The sequence below is a fragment of the Paenibacillus sp. FSL L8-0638 genome, assembly GCF_038593075.1.
Taxonomy (GTDB): domain Bacteria; phylum Bacillota; class Bacilli; order Paenibacillales; family Paenibacillaceae; genus Paenibacillus; species Paenibacillus polymyxa_D.
In genome coordinates, this window is record NZ_CP151960.1 from 4,541,399 (window position 1) to 4,567,756 (window position 26,358).

General features: G+C 45.5%; 18 protein-coding genes, 1 tRNA gene, 2 pseudogenes and 2 riboswitches. Of the genes and pseudogenes, 11 read left to right on the top strand and 10 right to left on the bottom strand.

Going from position 1 to position 26,358, the window contains the following annotated elements; translation table 11 throughout:
- Window positions 1-49: 49 nt before the first annotated feature.
- A complete protein-coding gene (locus tag MKY35_RS20105; RefSeq protein WP_322252960.1) occupies window positions 50-958 on the bottom strand; it encodes a hypothetical protein in 909 nt (302 codons plus the stop codon).
- A 257-nt stretch (window positions 959-1,215) separates the two neighbouring features.
- On the opposite strand from MKY35_RS20105, the gene MKY35_RS20110 reads away from it, so the two are divergent.
- From MKY35_RS20110 to MKY35_RS20120, 3 genes are all read left to right on the top strand, one after another.
- Window positions 1,216-1,289, top strand: a tRNA-Arg gene (locus tag MKY35_RS20110).
- A 311-nt stretch (window positions 1,290-1,600) separates the two neighbouring features.
- Entirely contained in the window at window positions 1,601-2,680 is a 1,080-nt protein-coding gene (locus MKY35_RS20115) for a hypothetical protein (RefSeq protein WP_342444651.1), read from the top strand.
- Window positions 2,681-2,696: 16 nt separating this feature from the next.
- Entirely contained in the window at window positions 2,697-3,461 is a 765-nt protein-coding gene (locus MKY35_RS20120) for an exodeoxyribonuclease III (protein ID WP_029518401.1), read from the top strand.
- Window positions 3,462-3,547: 86 nt separating this feature from the next.
- Here MKY35_RS20120 and MKY35_RS20125 read toward each other — a convergent pair whose 3' ends face one another.
- From MKY35_RS20125 to MKY35_RS20145, 5 genes and pseudogenes are all read right to left on the bottom strand, one after another.
- On the bottom strand, window positions 3,548-6,793 hold the full coding sequence (locus MKY35_RS20125; RefSeq protein WP_342444652.1) for a cellobiose phosphorylase: 3,246 nt from the start codon (window positions 6,791-6,793) through the stop codon (window positions 3,548-3,550).
- 17 nt (window positions 6,794-6,810) lie between these two features.
- Complete coding sequence (locus MKY35_RS20130) at window positions 6,811-8,157, bottom strand: GH1 family beta-glucosidase (RefSeq protein WP_342444653.1); 1,347 nt, start codon at window positions 8,155-8,157, stop codon at window positions 6,811-6,813.
- A 23-nt stretch (window positions 8,158-8,180) separates the two neighbouring features.
- Window positions 8,181-8,999 carry a carbohydrate ABC transporter permease gene (locus tag MKY35_RS20135; RefSeq protein WP_322252956.1) on the bottom strand — a complete coding sequence of 273 codons (819 nt, stop codon included), beginning with the start codon at window positions 8,997-8,999 and terminating at the stop codon, window positions 8,181-8,183.
- Window positions 8,999-9,891: pseudogene (locus MKY35_RS20140) on the bottom strand (sugar ABC transporter permease). The gene MKY35_RS20135 and the pseudogene MKY35_RS20140 overlap by 1 nt, the downstream one beginning before the upstream one ends.
- A gap of 73 nt (window positions 9,892-9,964) precedes the next feature.
- Window positions 9,965-11,293 (bottom strand): extracellular solute-binding protein, encoded by a 1,329-nt coding sequence (locus tag MKY35_RS20145; protein WP_342444654.1) that lies wholly within the window; start codon window positions 11,291-11,293, stop codon window positions 9,965-9,967.
- A 284-nt stretch (window positions 11,294-11,577) separates the two neighbouring features.
- Here MKY35_RS20145 and MKY35_RS20150 point away from each other — a divergent pair, with 284 nt between their 5' ends.
- On the top strand, window positions 11,578-12,618 hold the full coding sequence (locus MKY35_RS20150) for a LacI family DNA-binding transcriptional regulator (RefSeq protein WP_029518397.1): 1,041 nt from the start codon (window positions 11,578-11,580) through the stop codon (window positions 12,616-12,618).
- Between the two features lie 85 nt (window positions 12,619-12,703).
- Here the strand turns inward: MKY35_RS20150 and glpK are convergent, their stop codons facing one another.
- Both glpK and MKY35_RS20160 read right to left on the bottom strand, forming a co-directional pair.
- Window positions 12,704-14,197 carry a glycerol kinase GlpK gene (gene glpK / locus MKY35_RS20155; RefSeq protein ID WP_342444655.1) on the bottom strand — a complete coding sequence of 498 codons (1,494 nt, stop codon included), beginning with the start codon at window positions 14,195-14,197 and terminating at the stop codon, window positions 12,704-12,706.
- Window positions 14,198-14,229: 32 nt separating this feature from the next.
- A complete protein-coding gene (locus tag MKY35_RS20160; RefSeq protein WP_342444656.1) occupies window positions 14,230-15,054 on the bottom strand; it encodes an MIP/aquaporin family protein in 825 nt (274 codons plus the stop codon).
- A 317-nt stretch (window positions 15,055-15,371) separates the two neighbouring features.
- Between MKY35_RS20160 and MKY35_RS20165 the strand changes: the two genes are divergently transcribed.
- The 5 genes from MKY35_RS20165 (at window position 15,372) to MKY35_RS20185 (ending at window position 21,413) form a co-directional block, all read left to right on the top strand.
- A complete protein-coding gene (locus MKY35_RS20165; RefSeq protein WP_342444657.1) occupies window positions 15,372-16,853 on the top strand; it encodes a PTS transporter subunit EIIC in 1,482 nt (493 codons plus the stop codon).
- A gap of 197 nt (window positions 16,854-17,050) precedes the next feature.
- Entirely contained in the window at window positions 17,051-18,334 is a 1,284-nt protein-coding gene (locus MKY35_RS20170; protein WP_342444658.1) for an extracellular solute-binding protein, read from the top strand.
- 33 nt (window positions 18,335-18,367) lie between these two features.
- Window positions 18,368-19,243, top strand: coding sequence for a sugar ABC transporter permease (locus MKY35_RS20175; protein ID WP_342446676.1), 876 nt, complete (start codon window positions 18,368-18,370; stop codon window positions 19,241-19,243).
- Between the two features lie 22 nt (window positions 19,244-19,265).
- Window positions 19,266-20,093 (top strand): carbohydrate ABC transporter permease, encoded by an 828-nt coding sequence (locus MKY35_RS20180; protein ID WP_029518391.1) that lies wholly within the window; start codon window positions 19,266-19,268, stop codon window positions 20,091-20,093.
- Between the two features lie 147 nt (window positions 20,094-20,240).
- Complete coding sequence (locus tag MKY35_RS20185; RefSeq protein ID WP_341039887.1) at window positions 20,241-21,413, top strand: iron-containing alcohol dehydrogenase; 1,173 nt, start codon at window positions 20,241-20,243, stop codon at window positions 21,411-21,413.
- Window positions 21,414-21,470: 57 nt separating this feature from the next.
- Here MKY35_RS20185 and MKY35_RS20190 read toward each other — a convergent pair whose 3' ends face one another.
- Together MKY35_RS20190 and MKY35_RS20195 are read right to left on the bottom strand one after the other, a co-directional pair.
- A complete protein-coding gene (locus MKY35_RS20190) occupies window positions 21,471-22,889 on the bottom strand; it encodes a sodium:alanine symporter family protein (protein ID WP_342444659.1) in 1,419 nt (472 codons plus the stop codon).
- Window positions 22,890-23,048: 159 nt separating this feature from the next.
- Window positions 23,049-23,143: riboswitch (glycine riboswitch) on the bottom strand.
- Between the two features lie 18 nt (window positions 23,144-23,161).
- A riboswitch (glycine riboswitch) is annotated at window positions 23,162-23,238 on the bottom strand.
- 168 nt (window positions 23,239-23,406) lie between these two features.
- Window positions 23,407-23,856: pseudogene (locus MKY35_RS20195) on the bottom strand (family 1 glycosylhydrolase); the annotation flags it as partial.
- A gap of 244 nt (window positions 23,857-24,100) precedes the next feature.
- Here MKY35_RS20195 and MKY35_RS20200 point away from each other — a divergent pair.
- Window positions 24,101-25,072 carry a LacI family DNA-binding transcriptional regulator gene (locus tag MKY35_RS20200; RefSeq protein ID WP_029518387.1) on the top strand — a complete coding sequence of 324 codons (972 nt, stop codon included), beginning with the start codon at window positions 24,101-24,103 and terminating at the stop codon, window positions 25,070-25,072.
- Between the two features lie 233 nt (window positions 25,073-25,305).
- The gene (locus MKY35_RS20205) at window positions 25,306-26,148 is read left to right on the top strand and encodes a PRD domain-containing protein (protein ID WP_023990001.1); all 843 of its coding nucleotides are present in this window, start codon (window positions 25,306-25,308) and stop codon (window positions 26,146-26,148) included.
- Window positions 26,149-26,358: the final 210 nt, after the last annotated feature.

A 26,358-nucleotide genomic window follows, 5' to 3' on the forward strand; every position in this document is an offset into this window, starting at 1 on the left:
TTTTCAAGAGCAGCCCTTTGAATGCTTCACAGGTAAACGTTTCCGGTCACTAAGGAGTGTGCATTCCCGCCGCTACGAATAGTCGCATCGACCGATACGCCTGCTCAAAACGGAAGCGCAACGCATCTGTAATGCCATATATAGCACGGGTTTCTTCCTCATTATTATTACCGTTCAAACTTTCCGAAACGGTCTGATGGAGTGCTGCAGCCCAAATATCCGGCATTCCGTCCTCTTCCACCAACATGGATCTATAATCATTCGTACCGTATACTGCCATCACAAACTGTGACCACAGCTCCTGTGCAAAATAGAATAGTGTAGGCTCGTGCACCTCAGTCTGATCAGCCACCCGTTCCAAAATACGCATAATCGACTCTGGAAAATCACCAGGCTGTAACGGAACCGTTTCAATGTCGATTTCCGCTTGTTCATCACCCCGTCTAATTTCTATCGTCCCTTCCATTCCGCGTCGTCGCATTGTCTGTAGAACACGGAATTGAAGTAAAGGATGGATTTCCCGTTCCGTAATCCAGCGAAGCAAGGCATCGTCGATTTCTGGCAGTTCCAGATAGGACAACTGCTCCAACGCTAAAATCGTCTGTTCGGATAAGGGTTCATCCATAGCCATCCGCAACAGCTTGTTGCCGTAGCCCGCATCCTGCTCCTGCTTAAAGCGTGCATGACGGCGAGCTAACTCTACTTCACTGACCTCTTCTTCCACAGCGTCCGTTACCGCCCCGCTGTCAGCGTACTGTGGAAATGCAGCTTCCAGCCATTGTAATAGAGCGTTCCATTCATCGTATTGCTTCTGCTCCTGTCCCTGACACTGCATTAAAAAACGCAGCATCGCCATCGCCTCTCCGTAACGTTCATTTTCAAGCATCACAGTAAGTTGAATTTGATAATAGTCCAGTGTCTTCGGAAACAATACAATATTATTTTCTTTTGTCGTCACCTTGGAGTCCTTTATTCAAGGCACCCCCTCTCCTTCGCAAGCTCAAGTATTTGTAGATTATATGAGAAACAGTAGCCGAAGTCCAACCACTCGTCTTACACATATTCACCTGTATTCTAACATACCCTTTTATAAGGCAAAAAAAACTACGTCTACTCAGAATTTATGCTGTATAAAGCCTAAATAAACGATATATGCAAAATAAGACTTGAATTTCTTTTATCCATATGATATATTAATATTCGCTTGAATTTTATGTCCCAGTAGCTCAGCTGGATAGAGCAACGGCCTTCTAAGCCGTCGGTCGGGGGTTCGAATCCCTCCTGGGACGTCATAGCAAAAAGCCTCCATAATGGAGGCTTTTTTTGTTCTCATGAGATAACCCACAGGGGAACGTGGGGCTATCGGCATCGTTAGCCTATACTTCGCAGTCAACCATAGAGAGAGCATCTCTCTTGATAAATTACATCAAAAAAAGCTTCCGCAAGGGAGCTTTTTTTCATGATAAATAATGTAGAAAGAATAGTCTGCCACGCTACTTTAGGCGCTGGTTTCAAGTCACTACTCTTTCAATAAAACGCAGATATTGCTATCATCTATCATGTTACACCATTTTAAAGTAAAGGAGGTTGGCTGACTCCCTTGACTACGAATAAACTCCAAAAGTCGCGGGAAATTCATCGTTTTGTTGCCACTTTGCTTTCTATATTAGGTACTGGATTGGGTATGTTTTATCTCGCCATTCCTTCCTATATGATTGGAGGAGCGGCTCTGATCATCACACAGGGAATTCTGATCTATTTTACATTATTTTCTCTCGGATACCTGCTTATTATTTCGGGACCGCTGGCCATTATTCTCCACATTTCAGGCATTATTTTTACAGTACGATCTTTTCAAATTACAAGCAATGTGGATAGCGCGCCGACAAGTGCATCGTTGCCTTCCAAATGGCGCATGTTGCTCAGTCTCGCTGTGGGAGCTACACTTCTACTTCTTGCAGTCACAATGAAATACGTAGATATTATAGAGCCTTTTACACAAACAGGTGAAAATAAACGCAACGTAGCCGCAGAATCAGAGCAATATCTGGAGCAGAAATACGGAGAGGACTTTCAAATTCAAAATATTAGCTATCATAGTATTCCCTTCACTGAATATACCATGGAGGCGATCTCTAATCGTCATCCTTCCGTCCTCTTTAACATGACCAAGCGTCCTTATGAGGATGTCCCATTTAGAGAAAAATATCTTAACGCCCTTTGGGAGAGCCAACTGGACATGAAGCTCAAACCTGTTATACAGAAGCTATACAATGATGCAGCCGCTGTTCATTCTGGGGTGCAAGAAGGGGAAACAGATAAAATGATCAAAGAATACGACGATTTTAAACTGAATCCCGAAGCGGTCGGCGATCAATATATTCGTATAATTGTATTCGAGGATCTAACTGACTCAGGATTGTCATTGGAAAAAGAACGGGTATTACAAACTGCAAAAGTTCTCAAAACAGTGTTGGCCGGAAATAAAGCTTCATTAGACATCGAATACTTCCCTTCGGCTATGAATACCAAACGAAACCTTAAGGCAATAGAACTAAACGATTATATGTTTGGTCAGGACCATTTTGATGAAAAGACCTATGAAGTCCAGATAGAAGACATTTATAAGCTTATGTCAACAAAGGATATACAAATCACATCGCTTGACCGCGTGAAGTAGCAAGGAGATTAATCAAATGAAATTAATATCTTGGAATGTAAATGGCTTAAGAGCCTGTGTGACCAAAGGGTTTTATACTTATTTAAAAGAAACGAATGCCGATATTTTTTGCGTACAGGAAACGAAGCTTCAAGAAGGGCAAATCCTCATGGAGAACATGGAGGAATACACACAATACTGGAATTATGCTGAGAAAAAAGGATATTCCGGCACGGCTATTTTCACCAAAATCAAGCCGCTCTCTGTGCATTATGGACTTGAAGAAAATGAAGAACCGGAGGGCCGAACCATCACTTTGGAATTCGAAAAATTTTATCTCGTCAATGTGTACACACCGAATACCAAACGCGACTTATCCCGACTGCCCTACAGACTGGAATGGGAAGACCGTTTTCGCAGCTACCTGCAACAACTGGATGCTTTGAAGCCTGTCATCGTGTGTGGAGACTTGAACGTAGCTCATCAGGAGATCGATCTCAAAAACGCCAAAGCTAACTACGGAAATGCCGGTTTTACGCCTGAGGAACGGGAACGCATGTCACAGCTGCTAGACGCCGGATTTATAGATACCTTCAGAACCTTTTATCCTGACCGGACGGATGTTTATTCCTGGTGGTCCTACATGCCAAAGGTGAGAGAAAGGAATATTGGCTGGCGGATCGATTACTTCCTCGTCTCGGAGAGACTTCGTTCGCTATTGATGGATGCGAACATTGATTGTCATATTACAGGCAGTGACCACTGTCCTGTGATATTGGAGTTGCAAGATATTTCAGCATAAGTCCCCTGCCCTGACACAAGGATTTATGAAACTTTAAAAAGCGGTCATGCTCTGTTATTGCAGCATGACCGCTTTAATGAATGGAGCTATGTCCCCAAATATACCTCGATACGGGAAATCAACCGCTCTCTCACATCTTGTGCCTCTTTATTATCTAATATAGCCTGACTTATCGTCTTCTTTTCGCCACTAGCGTAATGCAGTACATACTGGGTCACTATGCATTCCGGTGCATAAGTATCCTTGCGATCCGTATTAAAATAAGTCACCTGACAGCTTCCGAGAAAACAGAAAGATAGCTCACCTGTAGCTGTGAAAAGCCAGCCTGGCAGCTTGGGCTCCAGCTTCAAGGATAGGCCCCCATGATCATAACCAAACGGCTGCCCGCCCGTCATCATCCATATCCACATATGGATAAATTCTGCCGTAGATCCGCTCAGCCTCGCGATATATCCCGTTCCATGCAAACTTGCATCAGGATTAGCACTGCTAGCAATAAAGGAGCTGTTCTCCAGCGTGCTTCTTCCGTAGACCTCTGGGTCCATAAAAGGCGGCAACGCTTTTTTGATGTCTGAAAAAAATTCAGTGTATAGACCCGCCCTTAAGCATTCAAGTAGATATTTATATTCCATATGCATAAATATAGATTCATTTTCCAGCCAACCCGGCGTAAAAGCTCTGGAACGACCGAGTTCAAACGGCTGCCCCGCCAGACTTTCATTCACCTTATACATGCCCAGCTTCCTGTCGTAAAGCCCGCTCTGCCTGATTTGCCGATACAGCTTCTGCCCATTTACATTGTCGCCTACCACTCTCATAGCCCGGGTCGGTCCCTCTAGGAAATATGGTGTATCTTTACGTTCGAAGGAATGTATGTTTACGAGCTTGCCCCCGCAGTCATCCTCCTGTACCTCGAATTCTCTGGCTTCATAATAAAAGAAGGTTGGGTATATCCCCTCACCGATAAGCAGAGCCTTATCCATCCCCTGTTGGAGTTTACGTTCAACCTGGCGCAAAAACACCAGTACATCTTCAAACGATAGTGGTGTTTCTGTTCCTTCAAATCCAAAACGAATCGATTCGCGGTACGCTTCTCTAGCATCCGAAATCCGTGACCAGAAGCTGTAATCCTTGCTTTCATCCCTGCTTTCATCCCTGTAATCAGCCTCATCAGAATCGTAGTAGTATCTCTCCATTGTGAGCCTCAGCTGTTGGATCAACTTAGCAACTTCTCGCGGCAACCGTAGTACAGCATCGCCCGAAAGCTTCACCTGTGCATGTATTAAAAATCTTACGAGTCGCTGTAATTCACACAGTTCACTGAATCCAGAAGCAAACAGCCCCGGAAGTCCGTTCATGGAATCATTCCATCCCGGCTTGCCCGCCTCCATCTCAATTCCCAAGCCCTCTGGGTCCAGCGTGGACAGCTTGATGGCTGCCAATGACAGCAGCTTTTCATATAAATTGGACTTATAAATCTCTCCGCTTCCATGTTCGGTTCGAACCCAATGAACATCGCGATCCCGGGCGTGCAGCTGAGCTTCTTTCTCCTTGCTCTCTACGACCGCCCCGTACTGACGGATACGTCCGTCCTTCATCTGCACGTATTTGTTTCGACGTGGCTGTACCCATGCCGGACTGTCGTAATACATGTACTCTCGGGTCGCGAGCAAAAGTTTCTCTTGTTTGTCTGGATAGATACTTAGATAACTTTCGATTAAATCCATGTTATATGTCCAATGGTCGATCCAGAAACCTTCACCAAAATCAGCCTCATAGCATTGTTCGGAATGCTTGAGAGCTTCGGTTACAAACGTCTCAACCGTTTGCTTTAGCGCGATGTTGTCATGAATGATATGTTGAATCAGCTCACCCGGGGTGAACGACGTTTGAAAAAAAGCACGCAAAGACGAATGATCTGCCACCTCCACCTGTCCCAGCAACGGTTCCAGCTCTCGTATTTGAAAGCTGCACCCCTTTACAACAAGCGGATTATAGCCGTCTGGCTGAATCAGGCTCATAAACAAACGGATATTGAAATCTCCTACGCCGGGGTTAAACCACACATCATTTCTTCGGTTCTGGTTTGCATCACGAAAATTACCATTTCCTTGAGAATAATATCCCGTCTGTAGCTTAAAGAAATTATAGTCCCGTTCCAGATCCCCATGCTTGCGTGAAAATACATGATATACAAATGGTTGCTCGGTGCCGTTGTCCAGCAATAGTGGATAACCACCACGTAACAGGTTATCCAGATAGTTCTGACGGCAGTATTCGTCAAATAACGGAATGGATGTCCGCGTTGCCATTTCATCCGTCAACTCTTCGATCAACGCTTTGGCTTCCTCCGCCTTCCGCTCGATATAGGGTATGGTCGCAATTTCCGTAATCCGTTCATTGATAGAGTGAATATCATTCACATGTCCGATAATCGTACAGTGATTGATGGCAGTACCTGCCGTCAACCGAGCTGCATAACCACTAAATCCACATGGCACTTTATTTGTCGTCACAGGCTGCTGTGAAACCAAGTCTTCGACGCGTGTTTGGATAAAGCGATCCGGGAAGGTCAGTGCCGTATTTTCACCAAATATTATGGACGGATCGACAATTGGACTCAATAGCCTGGTCTTGCCCTCCTCCTCCACAAAGCTGTACATAAAATGTCCCGCTTCAATTTGATGAATCTCACTTGTATCCGCTGTACTTCCACGTACCTTATAGTAAGGAATGCTATTGTTGAGATTATACACATCCATCCAGCTTTTCAGTGTATGTCCAAGCTCCTTGTATGCCGCATTCTCAATACCGAAGGGCAGCACGGCAGGCATGCCGTCCAGCACCTCCAGTTCAAGCTCTTGAGCGGAATGATTGACAATCTCCACCTTGCGCACCAAAGCAGCGTAACTTTCATGAGGAAGCGTGAAATATTGCACACGTACCTCAAGCCCTGTGTCTGGATTAGAGCTGTGTATTTCCAGCATATGACGGGATATCAGCATTTTTTGCTGTTCACGCTCCACAGGATGCACAGCCGAAAATGGCTCCACATAGCTCCACTCCCCCTGCATCTTCACCTTTAAAAACGTTCGAAAGCCATGTATCGGCACGAGACTATAGCTGCGGTTGGCCGGAAAAAACTCCATGATAGCTCCATTCTTATCCTCCACACCAAAGCTCGCAATTCCTTGTCCACGATTAACATAATACGCCCACAGAGGAATTCCCTGAACACCAGCAATACCGGGTAGAAAACTGGAAAAGGGCTTGGCCTGCGCAAAATTCTCAATCACAAAACGTCCTTGATCGTCAAAATAATACTGCTGCATCGTGCACCCCTTTCTTTTTAAAACCCGTTATTCGCCATCACTTGCTTGAACCACAGCGCACTTTGTTTGGGTGTCCGTTCCTGCGTATCGTAATTGATGTGTATAATCCCAAAACGTTTGCTGTATCCCCAGGCCCATTCAAAGTTATCGAGGAATGACCAGACAAAGTAGCCCTTAAGCTGACCTCCCTCCCCAATAAAGCGATGGCATGCCTTTAAATGTTCCTCAATGTAATGCTGACGCCCAATGTCTTCAATCTTTCCATTCACCAGTTCGTCCTTCATCGCTGCTCCGTTTTCTGTAATCAGGATGGGTAATCCTCTGGTAAAATCCTTCTCAATCCGTGTCAGCAGCTTATAAAAAGATTCAGGGTGGATCTCCCAACCCATATCCGTTATCGGTTCCTCTACGGAAACCTGCTCGACTTGAAGCAACGAAGCGTCTGTAGTCGCTCGAATGATGCTGCGGGCGTAATAGTTGATGCCCAAAAAATCCCCTGGCTGCTGAATCAGCTCCATATCACCAGGCTGTACAAAATCCAATCCATTCAAGTGCTCCCCGTACCATTCCACCATATCCTCAGGGTATTTCCCGTTAAACAATGGCTCGGCAAACCAACGATTAATAAAGCCATCCCGCCGGACAGCAGCGGCTACATCCTCGGGGTGTTCAGAGGCTGCATCGACATGCTCCATGTTCAGCGTAATACCGATTTTGCCCGTCAGGCCCTTTTCCTTGTGTAAGTTCATGGCTATCCCGTGACACATCAGAATATGATGAGCGGCAGTAAAGGCTTCCCTCCAGTTCTCATGGCCGGGGGCATGCTCTCCTGTGCCATAGCCCAAAATAGAGGCACAGTAGGGCTCATTTATCGTATTCCACCAGCTTATACGCTGTCCAAATCGATCCAAGATTACAGAAGCATACGTTTTAAAATGTTGGATAATCTCTCGCTGCGTCCAACCGCCTTCGTCCTCAATCCACTGCGGTAGATCCCAATGATAAAGCGTCAGCATTGGAATTAGCCCGGCCGACTCAATCTCATCCAGTAGACGCTCATAGAAGAGCAACCCCTGTTCGTTAACCACGCCGGGTGCGGGAATAATGCGCGGCCAGGCCACGGAAAAACGGTAATGTAAAAAGCCAAGTTGCTTCATTAATTGCACGTCTTCCTTAAAGCGGTGAAAATGGTCACAAGCCACATCTCCGCAGTCCCCTCCGATCACCTTTCCAGGTGCTCGACAGAAAGTATCCCAAATAGAAGGCGTTCTTCCTTCCTCATCCACGCCACCTTCAATTTGATAAGAAGAGGTCGAAGTTCCCCACATAAACGTGGTGGGGAATGTATAGGTATTATCATTCATACTCGGTATCATCCTTTCAGGAATCAAGACTTCACAGCTCCGGCCATTGCACCGCCGACAATAAAGCGCTGGAGGAAAATATACAAAATCACGAGCGGTAATGTAACAATCAGAATGCCGCAAGCGAGCAGCGGCCAGTTGTTCATGTATTGCCCGTAGAAGGAGAACAATCCCTTGGTTACTGGCTGATACGCCGGATCAGACAAATAAATAGTAGGACCTATAATGTCATTCCACGCCCCAATCGCTGTCAAAATAATGCCTGTTGCCAGCACCGGCTTCATCAGCGGGACAAGAATCGTAAACAAATATCGTGAATATCCGCACCCGTCCATTGCAGCCGCTTCATCCAGCTCTCGGGAGACAGACTTGATATATCCCACAAACATCAGGAAAGCGATGCCGGTACCTGTTGTTTTCAGCAAAATAAAACCAAGCTGGGTATTGTAAAGTCCCAGACTATTAATGAGAGCAAATTGCGGAATCAGCGGATTCGGGAGATACATGGATATCAGGAAAAACACATAAAAGAAGGTGCTAAACTTAACGTATCCCCGCGCCAGCGGAAAAGCCGCAAACACGGATATAATCAGTGTTAATAACGTAGATACGCCTGTATACAAAATGCTGTTCCACATGTATTGAGAGAAGTTTCCTTTTTCCCAAGCATCCATGAAATTCTCCAAGCGTATGCTCTTGGCTAGAGCTACAGGGTCCATCAGATACTCACTTTGAGTCTTCATCGATACATTAAAAAGGTAGAAAAGCGGGAATACATACAACGAAAGCATGAGCAGTACGATGATGTAGCTAACTATTTTGGCTCCTTTGCTACTGCTCATTACATTTCCACCTCTCTTCTACGTAAGTAATACAGGGCAATCATCGATACCGTAAACACGAACACGAACTGGATCATAGCAACTGCGGAAGCAAGGCCGTAATCTGACGTCCCAGTACCAAAGGCTGTTGCATATACATCAAACGCAAGTGTCGTCGTGTGAATTTGCCACCTGTCAGCACATAAATAATGTCAAAGGTCTGCAATGCGCCGATAATGGACAGCAGCATATTGACGGTAAAGGACGGTGCAATCATCGGAAAGGTAATATTTTTGAACGCTTTCCATCCAGAGGCACCGTCCATATACCCTGCTTCATATAAGTCACTGGGGATGGATTGGAGTCCGGCTAAGAAAATAGTCATCGAGTAACCCATGTACATCCAAATTTGCACAAAAATAATCAATTCAAATGCAATATCGTAATCCCCGAAGAAGTTGGAGCTAGTTCCAAAAAAGTTCATCAAGGCTTGCGCAGGACCCCCAAGCGGATTGGCAAGCAGCTGCCAGATCAGGCCGGATACCGTTACCCCGAGCACAACGGGTAGGAAAAATACAGAGCGATATAATACATCCCCTTTGAGCTTCTTATTAATAAGGATGGCCATGAACAGCCCCACTGCATTTTGAATCACAACCACCGCTACGGCAAAATATAAGGAGCGGCCAATGGAAGCGATACGATCTCCAGAATCGGAGGAGGTGAAAAAGGTCGTGTAATTCTCGAATCCAATAAAATTCCACGTCTGTCCCGGAACCCCGGTAGCATCTGTAAAGGAAAAAAGCACGGTTACCATAGAAGGTCCAAAACCAAGAAGTAAATAGAGAAGCACCGGAATACTCAGCAAAAGATAGGGCATTATCCGGGCCGCACCCTTTCCGAAGGGATACATGGGTCTCACACCTTTTCACATTATTATGGGAGCTTTACAGTTGCCTATTTGTTTCCCTGTAAAATCTATAGATTTATTTAGGGGCCGCCGCATCCCAGTCTGCCTGAGATTTCTGGGCAAGCTCCAAAGGCGTTTTTAACGGACCAGCAGGCGCCAAAAATTCTGCGTGTACGCTGGCTTCCTTAATGTACTGTCCAACATTCTTACGATTGATAAACATCTGATCCCAAGAGAGCTTAAAGTTTTCTAGTGAAGGCTGGATTTCATTAACAAAGTCGCTGCTTATCTTCACATCAAATTGTGTTGGCAAAAATCCAGCAGCGTTCACAAAATCCGTGTAGTTCTGCTTCTCGGAGAGCATTTCAAGCCATTTGATCGCATAATCCTTGTTTGGCGACTTCTCCAATACCATCCAGGTCATATCATACTTGCCTGCAAGGTTTTTATTTTTGGCCGGATCGTTACTGCCTGGAATCGGGAAATAACCAAATTTCAGCTCTGGATTGGCTGTCTGGATCGTAGTTGCATCCCACGTACCATCCGCAATCATAGCTACACGCCCTGAAGCAAACAGACTTGGCAAGGTTCCATAGTCAATCCCCATAAATCCACCAATGGCGTTGTTCATCAAAACTTGTGTTTTTTCCAGCACTTCAAGCTGGACGGGGTCTGTCAGCTTCGTCTTACCTGTCCACAACCCTTTGATATATTCCAGCTGATCATCATGGATAGAGGCTTGAAGCCCTTGGACAGCAAGGTTAATAGGCCATACATCCTTACCGCCAAAACCAAGCGGTTCTACGCCATTACCCTTGAGTACCTTTATCACATTCACCAGTTCGTCCCATGTCGTCGGCACAGCAAGATTATATTTTTCAAAAATCTCTTTGTTGTAAAACAGACCTGTCAGGGCCACCTTTCCCATGTTTACACCGTATACTTTGTCGTTATAGGTCATAGCATTTTTGACATCTGTAGGATTATAGTTTTTGATAAAAGCTTGATCCGACAGATCTGCAATGAGTCCTCCCTCAATCCACTGCTTCCACATCGGATCAGCTGCTCCCTTAGACCATTCCTGCGGTGCGCCTACGAAGCTGAATTTCAGAGGAATAATGTCTGCATCACCGGTTGAACCAGCATTCATACGCGTTTGCATCAGTTGATCATAAGTCGAGTCAGCAGGAACCGTCGTATACTCCACCTGAACATCGGGATACTTCTCTTCAAACTTTTTATTAAATTCCTTTATATAGTTATTAATATTTTCCTGCTGCCAATGAATAATCTTTAACGTGACCTTTCTATTCCCGTTCTGTCCAGCTTCACCACCTTTGCCGCAAGCGGCCAACACCATTATTAAAGCGGTTACAATAAGTAAAGAAAAACACTTTTTCAGCATTGCAAAATTCCCCCTGTAATCTTAGAATAAATGCACTTACCTTTACGAAATCGGTTTAGTTAATTACAGCTACTATTATGTATCGGATAGCCTGTATTTGTAAATAGAGATTTGTAAATTATCAAATAAAACAAAAATCACCGTTATTACTCCTTAAAATATTAGGAACCATCCTTTATTAGCACGGTTGACTCACTTCTATGAGGTAGCATAGAATACGAGTAATCATTAAGTTTGAAAAACAAAGTCAATTTAACTAAATCAGTTTAGTTGCGGAGGATTCCATGAATATAAAAACAATAGCTAGCATGGCAGGCGTTTCAGTAGCAACGGTTTCGAAAATCATTAACAATTACACAGACATCAGTGAGGAAACCCGGCAGCGGGTACTTAAAATCATGGAGGAAACAGGCTATAGACCCTCCTCCTCGGCTAAAACGCTTGCTACCAAAAAATCTAATCTGGTAGGCGTTATATTTGCTGGCAAGCTGAATGTTGATTTTAGTCATCCTTTTTTTGTAGATATCATTAATGTCTTCAAAAAACAGATTGGCTTGCTCGGTTACGATCTGCTGTTTTTTTCAAATGAGAAATTTCTGGATAATGGAGAGGACTATTTGGCACGCTCGAAATATTTTTCAGTGGACGGATGCATTATTATTGCTGGAGATGAAGTGGAGAAGAGTGTTTTTGATCTCGATGCCAGCCCTATCCCCTGTATCGGTGTCGATATTGAACTAACCGGAGCCAGTTCTTGCTACATTATGTCCGACAATCAGAAGATTTCAATGAAGGTTGTTGAGCACTTTTACATGAATGGATACCGCGACATGGGTTTTATAGGCATTGAACGCCCCTCCTTGGTTATTAAAGAGAGAGAGGAGGCCTTTATCGCTTCACTAAAACGGTTTAGTCTTGATGTTAGACCTGAATGGGTCGTGTATGGTAAGGACTACGCGGCAGAAGATGGATACCAGGTCGCGAAGGCGTGGATACAGCAAGGAAATTTACCAAAAGCTATTTTTGCGGCGACCGACCTGCTTGCCTTTGGTGCCATACGTGCTTTCAAGGAAAGCGGCTTGAGGGTACCCGAGGATATTGCTGTAGTGGGATGTGATGATATAGAAGCCTGTCGTTATACCGAACCTCCACTGACGACTGTTAAGCAAGACAAGCAAAAAATAGGCCGTCTAGCTGCTATGGTGCTGTTTGACCTGATGAATAAACAAATGGATACCAAATGTATTAAAGTCGAGCCGGAACTGGTCATTCGTAGTTCCTGCGGAGCCGGCCAACATTGGAACCATACGAAGGTCAAAGGTTAGCTCATGCCTTAAAAAAGATGACTCCTGATAAGATTCAGAAGTCATCTTTTTGCAGTTTAATATTCAGAGACCCATCGCTTAATCATTACTTGTAGGCCATCGTCGCATTCACAGCCTTTTTCCAGCCTTCATACAAGCCTGCACGTGTTGATTCATCCATATTCGGGGCAAAAGAGGTTTCCACCCTCACCCGCTTACGAAGTTCATCCGTACTCTTCCAATATCCAATAGCCAAACCTGCCAGACATGCAGCCCCCAGTGCCGTCGTCTCATGGATCACTGGCCGCTCCACTGTCGCATCCAAAATATCGCTCTGGAATTGCATCAGAAAATTGTTCAATACAGCTCCTCCATCCACCCGCAGCGTCTTCACCGCAATACCTGAATCGATCTCCATGGCTGTAAGCACATCTTTGGTCTGATAAGCGAGTGACTCCAATGTGGCGCGGATAAAATGCTCCTTCGTGGTTCCTCGTGTCAGGCCGAACATCGCTCCGCGCACCTCGCTATCCCAGTAGGGGCTCCCCAGTCCGACAAAAGCGGGGACAAGATACACTCCTTCCGTAGACGAAACACGAGCGGCATAAGGCTCACTGTCCTTCGCTTCACGGAACATACGCAGCCCGTCTCGCAGCCACTGGATCGCCGACCCCGCTACAAACACACTCCCCTCGAGTGCGTATTGCACTTTGCCTTCCTCCAGTCCCCAAGCGATGGTCGTAATCAGGCCGTGTTTAGATTCAACAGGCTGATCCCCCGTATTCATTAGCATAAAGCAGCCTGTGCCGTAAGTATTTTTGATCATCCCTTTTTCGTAACATGCCTGACCGAACAAGGCTGCTTGCTGGTCACCTGCTGCACCGGCGATCGGTACATTCTGACCGAAGAAATGATAATCCACGGTGTGCGCATATACCTCAGAAGAAGGTCTTACCTCAGGCAGCATGATTTTCGGAACACCCAGAATGTCCAGCAGCTCTTCGTCCCACTTTAGCTCATAAATGTTGTACATGAGCGTCCTGGCTGCATTCGAGTAGTCCGTCACATGTGCCTTTCCGCCGGATAGTTTCCAGATCAGCCACGAGTCAATCGTACCGAATAACAGGTCACCTCGTTCCGCCTTTTCCCTCGCGCCCTCTACATGGTCCAGTATCCACTTTACTTTAGTGCCTGAAAAATACGGGTCGATCAGCAGCCCTGTTTTGCTGTGAAACAGTTCCTCGTGCCCTTGTCGCTTCAATTCTTCACAGATGTCCGAGGTTTGGCGTGATTGCCATACGAGTACATTATATACGGGCACTCCTGTATTTTTGTCCCACACAGCCACCGATTCTCGCTGATTGGTAATGCCGATGGCAGCCACTTGATTTGCTTTTACACCGGATTCGGAAAGACAGGAGGCAATGACTCCGAGAATAGAGCTCCAGATTTCATTCGCATTCTGCTCTACCCAGCCGGGATGAGGAAAATATTGCGGAAATTCTCGCTGAGCCGAGTACACTACATCTCCCTCGCTATTGAACAAAATCGCTCTTGAGCTTGTCGTTCCCTGATCTAGTGACAAAATATATTTTCCCATTGTTCATCTCTCCCCGTGTAAATCCATCGTTTTTACGCTGTAAGTTTGTGATCCGTTTTATGATTTTTATAAGTACGACTCATACGGAAGATAATCAAGAGTACAATCACGATGATCCCTAGTAAAATCCAGAAAGCCGGAGTCACACTCCCCTTAAAAACAGCCTGATAAAACAGCCCTGCGAAAGATCCACCCAACAGCGGCCCTACAATGGGCACCCAGGCATATTTCCAGTTGGATGCTCCCTTACCGGGAATCGGTAGTAAATAATGCATCAGACGCGGCCCAAAATCTCTCGCTGGATTGATGGCATAGCCCGTTGTGCCTCCAAAGGATAAACCGATACTGACAACCAAAAAACCCACAATCAGCGGTTTTAAGCCCCCTGTAAATGAATTGGCACCAAATGACTGCAGAGCAAGCACAAAGATGAAAGTACCTATCATTTCACTAAGCACGTTGGCAAACGGATGATCAATAGCCGGTCCTGTCGCAAATACACTGAGTTTGGTTGCTGTGTCCTCCGTCTCTTTCCAGTGAGGCCAATAATGCAAAACGACGATGATCGCACCCGCCATGGCCCCAAGAAGCTGAGCCACAATATACCCGGGAACATCCCGCCATGGAAAAACACCCTGAAATGCCAATGCCAGTGTTACTGCCGGATTCAAATGCGCTCCGCTGATTTCACCCACTGCATACACCCCAACAGCAACCGCGAGCCCCCATCCCATTCCAATCACAATCCAGCCGGAAGCGTGAGCAAATGACTTTTTCAGGGACACCCCTGCGCACACCCCGCCACCTAGGGCAATAAGAATCATTGTCCCTATGAATTCGGCTGCGTATGGCGACATACAACCTACCTCCTCAATAGATCACCCGATTTTGATCGCTTTCATCGCACAAAAAAAGAAAAGCCATCACAAACCAACCCTGTGCTGTACCATGGGATGTCTGTGTGGCTCTCTTGTCTCCGTCACGATTATTAACTTAAATTTGATACTATATAAGCATGTAAGCGATGTCAACTGCGGATTTACGTCATTTCATAGCTTAAAATAATCGTTGACCATGTTAGATACCCCGATTTATGATGTAAAAAAATGGGCACAAGTAAGGATTTCAGGATGAATACGACACTCCCAAACTCGATGAAGAAGGGAAGAATGTTATGCTGAAATTTCTGCAAAAAATCGGCAAGTCGTTAATGCTTCCAGTAGCCACTCTACCCGCCGCAGGGATTTTGCAAGGATTAGCTCTGATTAATTATGAAACGGATATACCGTTTGGTCCCGTAGTTGGCGGATTTCTGAATCATTATGTCACTCCTTTTCTGAACGAGGGGGCGGGGGCTATCTTCGGTAACCTGGCGCTCATTTTCTCCATTGGTGTTGCCATTGGTCTGGCAGGCGACGCAGTAGCCGCATTATCGGCAGTCATTGCCTATATGGTGTTGACCCGTATTTTGGCGGCAGTGCCGGGTATATTTATATATATCCCAGACGACGTCAAGCTGGACATGGGCGTATTGGGTGGTGTTTTTATCGGTGGATGGTCTGCTTTTCTGTTTAAAAAATATCATAATATACAGCTCCCGGATTGGCTTGGCTTCTTCTCGGGCAAACGTTTTGTCCCCATGATTACCGCCTTCACGACCATGATTCTGGCCATTCTGTTCGGAATGATCTGGAGTCCGATCCAAGATGGGATTGCAGCCTTCGGCAACTGGATTGTCGGCTTTGGCGGAATCGGTTCAATGGTATTCATGATTGCCAATCGGCTGCTGATCCCACTCGGTTTGCATCATGTGTTGAACTCGATCGCTTGGTTTCAAATTGGTGACTACACCAATGCTGCCGGTGAGGTCGTTCATGGTGACCTGACGCGTTTTTTCGCAGGCGATACATCGGCGGGTATATTCATGTCTGGCTTCTTCCCCATTATGATGTTCGCTCTGCCAGCAGCAGCCCTCGCATTCATTCATACGGCTAAGCCGGAAAAACGTAAAGCCGTCGCTTCCATTTTCATCGGTTCTGCGCTGGCATCGTTCCTGACCGGAATTACCGAGCCCCTCGAATTTTCGTTTATGTTCATTGCACCATTGCTTTACGGCGTTCATGCTCTGCTGACAGGCCTGAGCGGCCTGGTCGTATACCTATTGGATGTCAAACTGGGCTTTTCCTTTTCAGCAGGACTCATTGACTATTTGGTCAATATGAAACTCTCCACTCACCCATTGCGAATGATCCCGGTCGGGCTTGTCTTCGCCCTCATCTATTACTTTCTGTTCCGATTTATCATTCTCAAATTCAACCTAAAAACTCCTGGGCGTGAAGATGATGAAGAAGACAGTCTCCTGTCTGAGGCTAACGAATCTGTACCCAATGAAAAAGCAAACGCTACATCCGACACTCCGTCCAGTCAGGCAGGCAGGGTACTAACCTATCTCGGCGGTTCGGACAATATCCTAAGCATTGATGCCTGCATCACACGACTGCGTCTTGTCGTCAAAGACGACAAAGTAGTTAACGATCAAGCTCTCAGGCAGCTCGGAGCGTCGGGAATCATCAGGCTTGGTAACGGTACCCTGCAGGTTATTTTCGGGACTCGGTCCGAAATTCTGAAAGATGAAATACTGCGGTTGATGTCATGAACTGAATCCCTAACTTAAGTACGTGCGTTCTTCATATAACAGACGCACGTGCTTTTTTTTATGGATAAACGTTTCAATTTTTTTGTTTTTGGTTAAGGCAATGCACATAAATGGGTAACAGCTTCATATGATGGAGCTAAACCATTTACAACTTGTTTAGCAGGCAGATTATCTCAGACAGCAAGGAGGGAAATGATGTGAAGACAGTACAATGGTTGGTATTATGTCTTACTTTTCTCACTATGTTCAGTGCTTGTAGTGGACCCTCGTTCTCTGAAAGTCAATCATCTGAAACTAATTTGTCAAACGAAAAAAAGATAACGCTTACATTATGGTATTGGAACCGCTCCATTGATGATGAACTACTCGCCCAAGCGGAAAAACACTTTCCCAACATTGAATTAAAAACTCAAAAAATAGGTGGTGACTTCAAAGCTAAACTGAAGACAACGCTCGCAGCTCGTTCTGGTGAACCAGACATCGTAGCTCTGAACGACTGGATGGTGGAGCTATTTCCTAGTGCGGATCGTTTTTATGATTTAAGGGAACTCGGAGCAGACCGCCTAAAAGATCAATATTTGGAATGGAAATGGAATCAGGGGATCACTCCTGATGGTAAAATGATTGCATTTCCCATGGATACTGGGCCTACTGCCCTCTTCTATCGAAGCGATCTATTTGAGCAAGCAGGCTTGCCTAGTGATCCTGAAAAGGTTAGTGCCTCGATCCGCACATGGGATGATTACATGGCAGCCGGAGAACAACTTCAGCAGAAATTCGGAAGCCGTTCGTTTTTGGCTGATAATATTGTAAACGTTTACAATCAAGTGCTCGCTCAGCATACAAACCTCTACTTCAAGCCGGATGGCAGCTATATTGGCAATCAATCTCCTGACATCCGTCTGGGCTGGAAAACCGCTGTCGATTTCCACAAGAAGCATCTGCTCGCCAATGCGGATGGCTGGAATCCCGAATGGAACGCTTCGGTCAATAACGGCAAAATTGCCTCTTTTGTAGGGGCTGTTTGGATGAAGCAAGTTCTCACAGAGGCCGCGCCGGATACAGCTGGCAAATGGAGAGTCGCCCGTGCTCCTGGAGGAGACGGCAACCTGGGTGGTTCGTTCATTTCTATCCTCAAATCCAGCAAACATCCCAAAGAAGCCTTTGAAGTCCTGACCTGGCTGCAAAACCCGGAACACCAGTTGGAAGCCTACCACAAAATCGGACTGTTCCCGTCCACTCCCGGCGTCTTTGACGATCCTATCATGGGGACACCCGAGCCTTTCTTTGGGGGTCAGGCCACCGGACTCATCTTCGCCGCCTCCGCACGTCATGTGAAAAGCAGCTATTTCGGCGAGCGCTACCCTGTCATCCACGGCATTGTGACCCGTCGCCTTGCTAATGTTGCCAAGCAGGATGCTAATCCTGATGCATTATGGACGGAAACCATGGAACGAATCGAACGGGAATTACAGCGATAAAAAAACAAAATTCAAAAAAGGCGTGTGGACAATATGCTGAGAGAAATCTGGAAGCACCGTGCCGTTTATGCTGCGATCTCGCCGTTTTATCTGCTGTTTGGCATCTTTGGACTGTTTCCGATTGGTTTTTCATTATACCTGGCGTTTCACAAATGGGACGGAATCGGAGACATGACCTACAACGGCTGGGGCAACTTTCGCTACCTTGTAACAGATCATGAATTTTGGCAGGCTGTAGGCAACACCTTTGTGATCTGGGTGTATGCAACAATTCCAATGCTATTCTTCGCACTGATTATTGCCTTTCTGCTTTATGCCCCATTTGTGAAAATGCGCACCTTATGGCGAGTTGGATTCTTCCTGCCCAATGTGACGTCTATTGTGGCTGTCGCCATCATCTTTGGTGCCTTATTTGCCAACAATTTCGGATTTCTCAACTACCTTCTACAACTCTTGGGGCTGCCCATGGTTCAATGGCTGAATGTGCCATGGGGTATCCAAATTGCCATTTCTTCAATGGTCGTATGGAGATGGATGGGCTATAACGCAATCATCTATCTGGCCGGACTCCAGAGTATTCCGCATGTGCTGTATGAGGCCGCCAAAATAGACGGAGCAACCGGAGCGCAAGCTTTTTTCCGCATCACTATCCCCATGCTGCGCCCAGTCATTCTGTTTACGGTCATTACGTCCACCATCGGCGGTATGCAACTCTTCACCGAGCCACAGGTCCTGGTCGGTAATGACGGGGGGGCCGGGGCAAGTGGCATGACCATCGTTTTATACCTGTACCGCGAGTCGTTCATTAACAACTATTTTGGATATGGTGCAGCCGTCGGATGGGGTATGTTCCTCATCATTGCTCTATTCTCCATCATCAACTGGAAACTCGTTCAAGGTAAAAAATAACGATGGGAAGGAGCTTCACAACATGATGCAGACACGTGCAAAATCCTTTGTTTTATATGCCGGATTGTTGGTGGGAATCATCCTGTCGATGTTTCCATTTTACTGGCTGATCGTTATGGCAACCCGTACAACTTCAGACATCTATCGTTTTCCACCGCAATTGTGGTTTGGCGGCCACTTCTTGGATAACATAACGAGAGTATTGCAGCAGATTAATTTTGCCGGAGCCTTTTTTAATACCCTTTTTGTAGCCGGTTCTGTTACCTTATTGGTTCTGTTTTTCGATTCACTGGCAGGTTTTGCATTTGCCAAGTTTGATTTTCCGGGCAAAAAAGTGCTATTTATCGTTCTGCTAGCTACAATGATGGTCCCTTCACAACTTTCGCTTGTCCCCTCCTTTGTCATGATGGCCACCTTTGGGTGGGTAGGTACGTTCAAAGCGCTTATTATCCCGGGGATGGTAAATGCCTTCGGCATTTTCTGGATTCGTCAATATGCGGAAGAATCCATTCCAAAGGAGCTGCTGGATGCGGGGCGGATGGACGGATGCAGCTTTTTTCGGCTGTACTTGAATGTAGCACTGCCTATTCTACGTCCTGCGTTCGCTTTTCTCGGCGCGTTTACCTTTATAGGAGCCTGGAATGATTATTTATGGCCGCTAATCGTCTTAACCGATGAACGTAAATTCACGCTCCAGATTGCACTGTCACAATTGAACGGGATTTACAATACGGATTATGCGATGGTCATTGCGGGTACCCTGCTTGCTGTACTGCCACTTATTATTTTGTTTCTTTTCATTAGCCGCCAGTTTATTTCCGATCTTGCCGCTGGAGCGGTCAAAGATTAGATTCACTTGAATTCCTTTATTCATTTCATGTATAATAGTTAATCGTCATTTCAAATAGCTTACATGATGAGGTTAGGTATACAACAGCAATCAGGTTAAGCGATTTACGATTTGAACATGAACTATGAACTGAGGGGAACTTTCCAGATGAACAAATTCACATATTATAACCCCACCAAATTAATTTTTGGAGACAATCAAATTGAAGAACTGCAGCAGGAACTGTTGAATTACGGCAAAAATATTTTGCTGATATATGGAGGCGGAAGTGTCAAACGAAATGGTCTATATGACCAGGTATTAAACGCGTTACAGCCGCTACATCTCAACATTCATGAATTGTCGGGCGTAGAACCGAATCCGCGGTTGTCCACCGTTAAGAAGGGCATCGACATTTGCCGAAACAAAAAAATCGACTTCTTACTTGCAGTAGGCGGCGGAAGCGTTATTGATTGCACCAAAGCCATCGCAGCAGGGGCTGAATATGACGGCGATGTGTGGGATATTATCAACAAAAAGCACATGCCTACCCAGGCTCTGCCATTCGGTACCATCCTCACACTCGCCGCTACCGGTTCAGAAATGAATCCAGATTCTGTTATCACCAACTGGGAAACAAACGAAAAATACGTATGGGGCAGCGCGGTGACGCATCCGAAATTCTCAATTCTGGACCCAAAAAACACCTTCTCTGTGCCACGTGATCAGACGGTATATGGCATGGTGGATATGATGAGCCATGTATTTGAACAGTATTTTCACAATGTAAAAAATACACCGTTGCAAGATCGTATGTGCTTTTCCGTGCTGCAAACCGTAATCGAAACTGCACCTAAGCTGTTGGAGGATTTGCACAACTACGAGCATCGCGAAACGATTTTATATGCCGGAACGATTGCTCTTAACGGAACACTGCAAATGGGCTACTTCGGGGACTGGGCTTCGCATACGATTGAACATGCATTATCTGCTGTATATGATATTCCTCATGCTGGCGGTCTGGCGATCCTATTCCCCAACTGGATGAGACATACGGTGGATCAGGATGCTGCACGCATGAAACGGCTGATGCTCAGCATGTTTGACTTAGACACCGTAGATAAAACAGATAGAGAAATCGCTTTGGAGGGTATTGACCGTCTTAGTGCATTCTGGACAAGTCTCGGTGCCCCTTCCACCCTGGCCGATTACAATATTAATGATGAGCAATTGGAAAAAATCGCAACCATTGCAGCCCGTGAAATGGAATATGGAGGCTTCGGTAATTATAAAAAGCTGAATCAAGAAGATATTTTAGCTATTTTACGCGCATCGTTATAACAATTAAAAGGGAGTGTCCTCAAGCCTGTGATGGCTGAGGGCACTCCCTTTTGAAATTTATGAATTAACCGTGTGTCCCTTTTCTTCTACTTGGATAGCTGCCCCTACACTGGCACCTGCAAGAATGCCCTTTTTCTTACTAGAATTCAGAGAATCCATATAGGTTCGGGTTTCTGCAACGACAATTCCTGATAAGCCGAGCAGTGCAATCAGGTTCGGGAAAGCCATCATTGCGTTAAAGATATCTGCCAGCAGCCAAATCGCATCCAGTTTAATGAACGCGCCCCCGCCAACGAGTAGAATGAACAGATAACGGTATGGCTTAATCCACTTGACGCCAAGTAAGTATTCAACACAGCGTTCCCCGTAATAGTTCCAGCCGAGCATGGTGGTGAACGCGAACATAATCAGAATAATTGTGAGCAGTTCTGCCCCCAGCGGGAATGCGCTGGAAAATGCTTGCTGAGTCATCAGGCCCGCATCGGTAGGCCCGCTCCATACACCGCTAACCAGTAGCGTCAACCCGGTCATCACACAAATAACCATCGTATCAATAAACACGCCTGTCATGGAAATCAGCCCTTGCTCCGCAGGCCATTTGGTTTTGGCAGCTGCGGCTGCAATCGGTGCGCTCCCCAATCCGGCCTCATTGGCAAAAATACCTCTGGCTACCCCACTTCGCATCGCCAGCATAATCGTAGCTCCGGCAAATCCGCCCGTTGCAGATGTAGTTGAAAATGCCGAATGGAGCACCAGCGCAATTGCGGCAGGAAGCTGGTCAGCAAACCGAATCAGTACGATGAGACAGATCAGTACGTACAAGCCTGTTTTAAAAGGAACGACCTTCGTCGATACCTTGGCAATGCTTTTGAGTCCTCCAATAGTAACCAGTCCAGTAAGGATAGCTATAATCAATGCCGTTACAATGGGCGGAACGCCAAAACTGTTTTCCGTCGAAGATACAATCGCTTTGACCTGCGGAAACGTTCCAATCCCGAACAACGCTACCAGCATGCCCGAAAAAGCAAACAGCATCGCCAGCGGTTTAAAACGACGTCCTAGACCTTTCTCAATATAATACATCGGGCCGCCGGAAAATTGTCCATTCCGATCCTTCACCCGGTATTTTACTGCAAGTACACCTTCCGCATATTTCGTCGCCATCCCAAAAAAGGCTGCAACGACCATCCAGAACAAGGCACCCGGCCCGCCCAGCTTAATGGCTGTCGCTACGCCGACAATACTTCCTGTGCCAACTGTAGCCGCTAGCGCCGTACTCAAAGCCGCAAAACTACTTACATCCCCGCTGCCTTCATTCGGGGCCTTACCGATCAGCTTGATCGCCAGGGGCAGGCGGAATACCTGCAACATTTTCAGACGTATGGTCAGCCACAACCCCGTTCCCATGACAAGAATGATGAGAGGCGCCCCCCATATCCAACTGCTAATCGCTTCTAACACATGTACCAAATTCATTTCAACCCGCTCCTCCAGCATATTAGAAAACAAAAAAGAGTCAAATCAGCTGATTCGACTCCTGGAGAGGTTAAAGGCACGAAAAAATACAACCATCATGTGCAGGTTTCTGCCTCTAATAGCTCATAAAAAAGCCTAGGGCATTCCCTGTCACAGGTTATTCGCGTCTCTGTCCTTTTGCCTGAGAGTTTAAGCAGATGTTCTCTGCGGTGCACCTTCGGCGCCCAATTAAGGGTCTCTCCAGAGTTCTGTCCGTTTACGGTCCCCGCTTGTGGCTGTAAACAGCCTAAGCACCTGAGAGTTTTGCCCCTTCGGTCGGAACTTTCGTTCCATCTCCCGCAAACATCAACCAGACATATGAAATTTTTATTCATTATACAGAAAACTTTCAGCTTATTACAAGTGAAAAGTTTGTGAAGCCCTCTGAAATATTATTATTGAGTCTATCAAAAAAGCGGGTACAGCAGATCGCATCCTTAGGATGTCCTCTGCTATACCCGCCCGAGACGATATGAAATTACAATTCTTCACCATTGGTTGCTATCACATTTTTATACCAGTTAAAAGAGTCTTTTTTGGAGCGTTTGAGCGTTCCGTTTCCGTCATCATCCAGATCAACGTAAATAAATCCGTAGCGCTTGGACATTTCGGAAGTAGACATGCTCACGAGGTCGATAGGGCCCCAGCTGGTGTAACCAATCAGATCAACACCGTCGGCAATCGCTTCCTTCATTTGGGCAATATGCTGACGCAAGTAATCAATGCGATATGTGTCATGCACAGAGCCATCTTCCTCCACCTTATCATATGCACCCAAGCCATTTTCCACGATGAACAGCGGCTTTTGATAGCGATCATAAAACGTATTCAGTGTAACACGCAGGCCGATCGGATCGATCTGCCATCCCCAGTCGGAGGACTGCAGATACGGGTTTTTCACGCCACCAATCAGGTTTCCTGCTGCTTTCTCGCCTTCTGGACCTGCCGATACATCGTCATGGTATAAAGACCTCTTTCCGTATATAAGATTTTTACTTTGGCCTAAGTAATCCCATCAAATGCTGCAAATGTGAATCCATACCTAACGGTAACCGTTCTCCTTTGAAATGCATTGACAGATGCTTTAAAATAGACGTAATGCCCTCATAAGCATCCTAATCGTTGTAACGCGTTTCATGTCAAGTATTTTTTCTTATGTGAGGAGAAGCTCCATGTCGAATCTTGATCAAATTGCAAAACTGGCGGGCTTTTCTAAGGCTACGGTATCCAGAGTATTAAATCAGTCCCCCCATGTCAGTCATGAAACAAGAGCTAAGATTTTGAAAATCATGCAGGAATTAGATTATGTTCCTAATCGGAATGCCATTTCCCTATCCAAGGGTCAGACGCTTCAGATTGGTATCATCACTTCAACGATTAATGAAATTGTTCTTGCTTTTCTGGACAGCTTTGTAGAAATCGCCGGACAATATGAATTCCAGACCATTATTTATACTTCGGGAGAAGACAAAAAGAAAGAGCTTCAAGCTTTTGAAGATTTAAAAAGAAAAAGAGTCGACGCGCTGGTCATCATTTCCTGCGTGAATGACACTGATTTTTTGAGTACCTATTGTAAATATGGCCCAATCGTGGCCTGGCAACGAATGGAGCATACCGATATTCGCTCCGTGGCAATGGATCAATATGAAGGTTACATGCTAGCACTAAAGCATTTGATACAAAAAGGCTATACTCGTATAGCCAATGCTTTTGGCCGTCCGAGCAGCATCAATACCCATAGCAGACAACGAGCCTATGAACAGATCATGAGTGAGCACAATCTGCCAGTGTTGCAACACTGGAATCACTCTTCAATTTATAATATCCGTGATGGCGAACAGGTCGTACGGGATTTGTTACAGCATCGGGGGGAATTCCCAGAGGCTATTTTATGTGCTAACGATTATGTAGCCGTGGGCATTCTCTGCGAAGCACGCAGACAACGGCTGAACGTACCGGGAGATCTGGCGATTGTTGGGTTTGATAACACGGAGCTGTCGCATACGTTGGGGATTACAACGATTCAAAATCCCATCATGGCTCAAGCACAAAATGCCTTTTTCATGCTTTCCCCCCAGCTGATTGGACGCCAAATGGAGCTTCATTCGCTAGAGTACAGCCTCATTGAACGTACGACCACATAAGGTAACGCTTTACTTGCAAATTAGGCAAAAGGGCCTTGATATAAAATGTTTTTTGTCGAAACAGAATAAAAAATGTTGAAATCGCTTTTTTTTGTGCTACAATAGCACTATATCGAAGGATTGTGACCGGTGATGCGGGCAATGCCTGAGTTCAATTGAGTACTATTGCTAACAATAGTATTGAATTGTGCTTAGGCATTTTTTATTGGTAAAGGATGGGAGGGGGAACTTCAATGATTATTGAGAAGGTGCTCAATAACAACGTCCTATTGACTAAAAACGATAAAGGCAAAGAGGTCATCGTGATGGGAAGAGGTATTTCCTTCAAAAAGGTGGCTGGCGATCAAGTCGATGATGATAAAATAGATAAGATTTTCATGTTAAATGAAAACGAGTTCACGGCCAAACTAACCGAGCTGCTGAACGATATTCCTGTATCTCATCTGGAGGTCGTGAATGAAATCGTAACCCATGCAACAGAAGTGTTGGATACGGAGTTAAGCGATAATATTTATTTAACGTTGACCGACCATATTCATTTTGCCATACAACGGCAAGAAAAAGGACTGGCACTCCAAAACGCGATGCTGTATGAAATTAAACGCTTTTACAAAAAGGAATTTGCAGTTGGACTGGATGCTCTCCAAAAAATTGAAAATACGCTCGGAGTAAAATTGGGCGAAGATGAAGCGGGATTTATTGCATTGCATATGGTGAATGCACGGATTGACGGTAACGAAATGAAATCTACACTGAAAATGACCGAGATTGTCCAACATATATTGAACATTATTACGTACCATTACGGGATTGTGCTGGATGAGTCTTCTTTTAGCTATTCGAGATTTTTGACACATTTGCAATATTTTGCGATGCGAGTGATTCGTAAAGAAGTCATTCACAGTGGTGAAGAATTTTTGTACAACCAGGTGAAGCAGACGTATACCGAAGCTTTTGCTTGTGCCCAAAAGATCAATGAGTATCTGGAAAAAACATACGATCAATATTTAAGCAAGGATGAATACGTATATCTAACTATCCATATTCATCGGGTTACTGAGCGTAATAACATATAAGACTAACAACTTCATACCCCTCATCGTTCATGGATTGTGACTGGTAAGGCAGGCAAAACCTAAACTGATGGTGAAATCGACGTTCCCTTATAGGAAGAGTGCGCAGTTTTCACCACGAGTTTAGGTTTTTCTTGTTTACAAGGTTAAAAAGATGCATGCCGGCGCATCTTAGCAACAAATGTAAACAGTAAACCCTATCAGTAGCAAGAA

Bases quoted from the DNA above. Each gene is read 5' to 3' on its own strand.
- MKY35_RS20180 (WP_029518391.1), top strand. From the start codon at position 19,266: ATGATGCAGACACGTGCAAAATCCTTTGTTTTATATGCCGGATTGTTG.
- MKY35_RS20130 (WP_342444653.1), bottom strand. From the start codon at position 8,157: ATGAATGATAATACCTATACATTCCCCACCACGTTTATGTGGGGAACT.
- MKY35_RS20165 (WP_342444657.1), top strand. From the start codon at position 15,372: ATGCTGAAATTTCTGCAAAAAATCGGCAAGTCGTTAATGCTTCCAGTA.
- MKY35_RS20120 (WP_029518401.1), top strand. From the start codon at position 2,697: ATGAAATTAATATCTTGGAATGTAAATGGCTTAAGAGCCTGTGTGACC.
- MKY35_RS20125 (WP_342444652.1), bottom strand. From the start codon at position 6,793: ATGCAGCAGTATTATTTTGACGATCAAGGACGTTTTGTGATTGAGAAT.
- MKY35_RS20135 (WP_322252956.1), bottom strand. From the start codon at position 8,999: ATGAGCAGTAGCAAAGGAGCCAAAATAGTTAGCTACATCATCGTACTG.
- MKY35_RS20190 (WP_342444659.1), bottom strand. From the start codon at position 22,889: ATGAATTTGGTACATGTGTTAGAAGCGATTAGCAGTTGGATATGGGGG.
- MKY35_RS20150 (WP_029518397.1), top strand. From the start codon at position 11,578: ATGAATATAAAAACAATAGCTAGCATGGCAGGCGTTTCAGTAGCAACG.
- MKY35_RS20205 (WP_023990001.1), top strand. From the start codon at position 25,306: ATGATTATTGAGAAGGTGCTCAATAACAACGTCCTATTGACTAAAAAC.
- MKY35_RS20200 (WP_029518387.1), top strand. From the start codon at position 24,101: ATGTCGAATCTTGATCAAATTGCAAAACTGGCGGGCTTTTCTAAGGCT.
- MKY35_RS20160 (WP_342444656.1), bottom strand. From the start codon at position 15,054: ATGTCGCCATACGCAGCCGAATTCATAGGGACAATGATTCTTATTGCC.
- MKY35_RS20175 (WP_342446676.1), top strand. From the start codon at position 18,368: ATGCTGAGAGAAATCTGGAAGCACCGTGCCGTTTATGCTGCGATCTCG.
- MKY35_RS20145 (WP_342444654.1), bottom strand. From the start codon at position 11,293: ATGCTGAAAAAGTGTTTTTCTTTACTTATTGTAACCGCTTTAATAATG.
- MKY35_RS20185 (WP_341039887.1), top strand. From the start codon at position 20,241: ATGAACAAATTCACATATTATAACCCCACCAAATTAATTTTTGGAGAC.
- glpK (WP_342444655.1), bottom strand. From the start codon at position 14,197: ATGGGAAAATATATTTTGTCACTAGATCAGGGAACGACAAGCTCAAGA.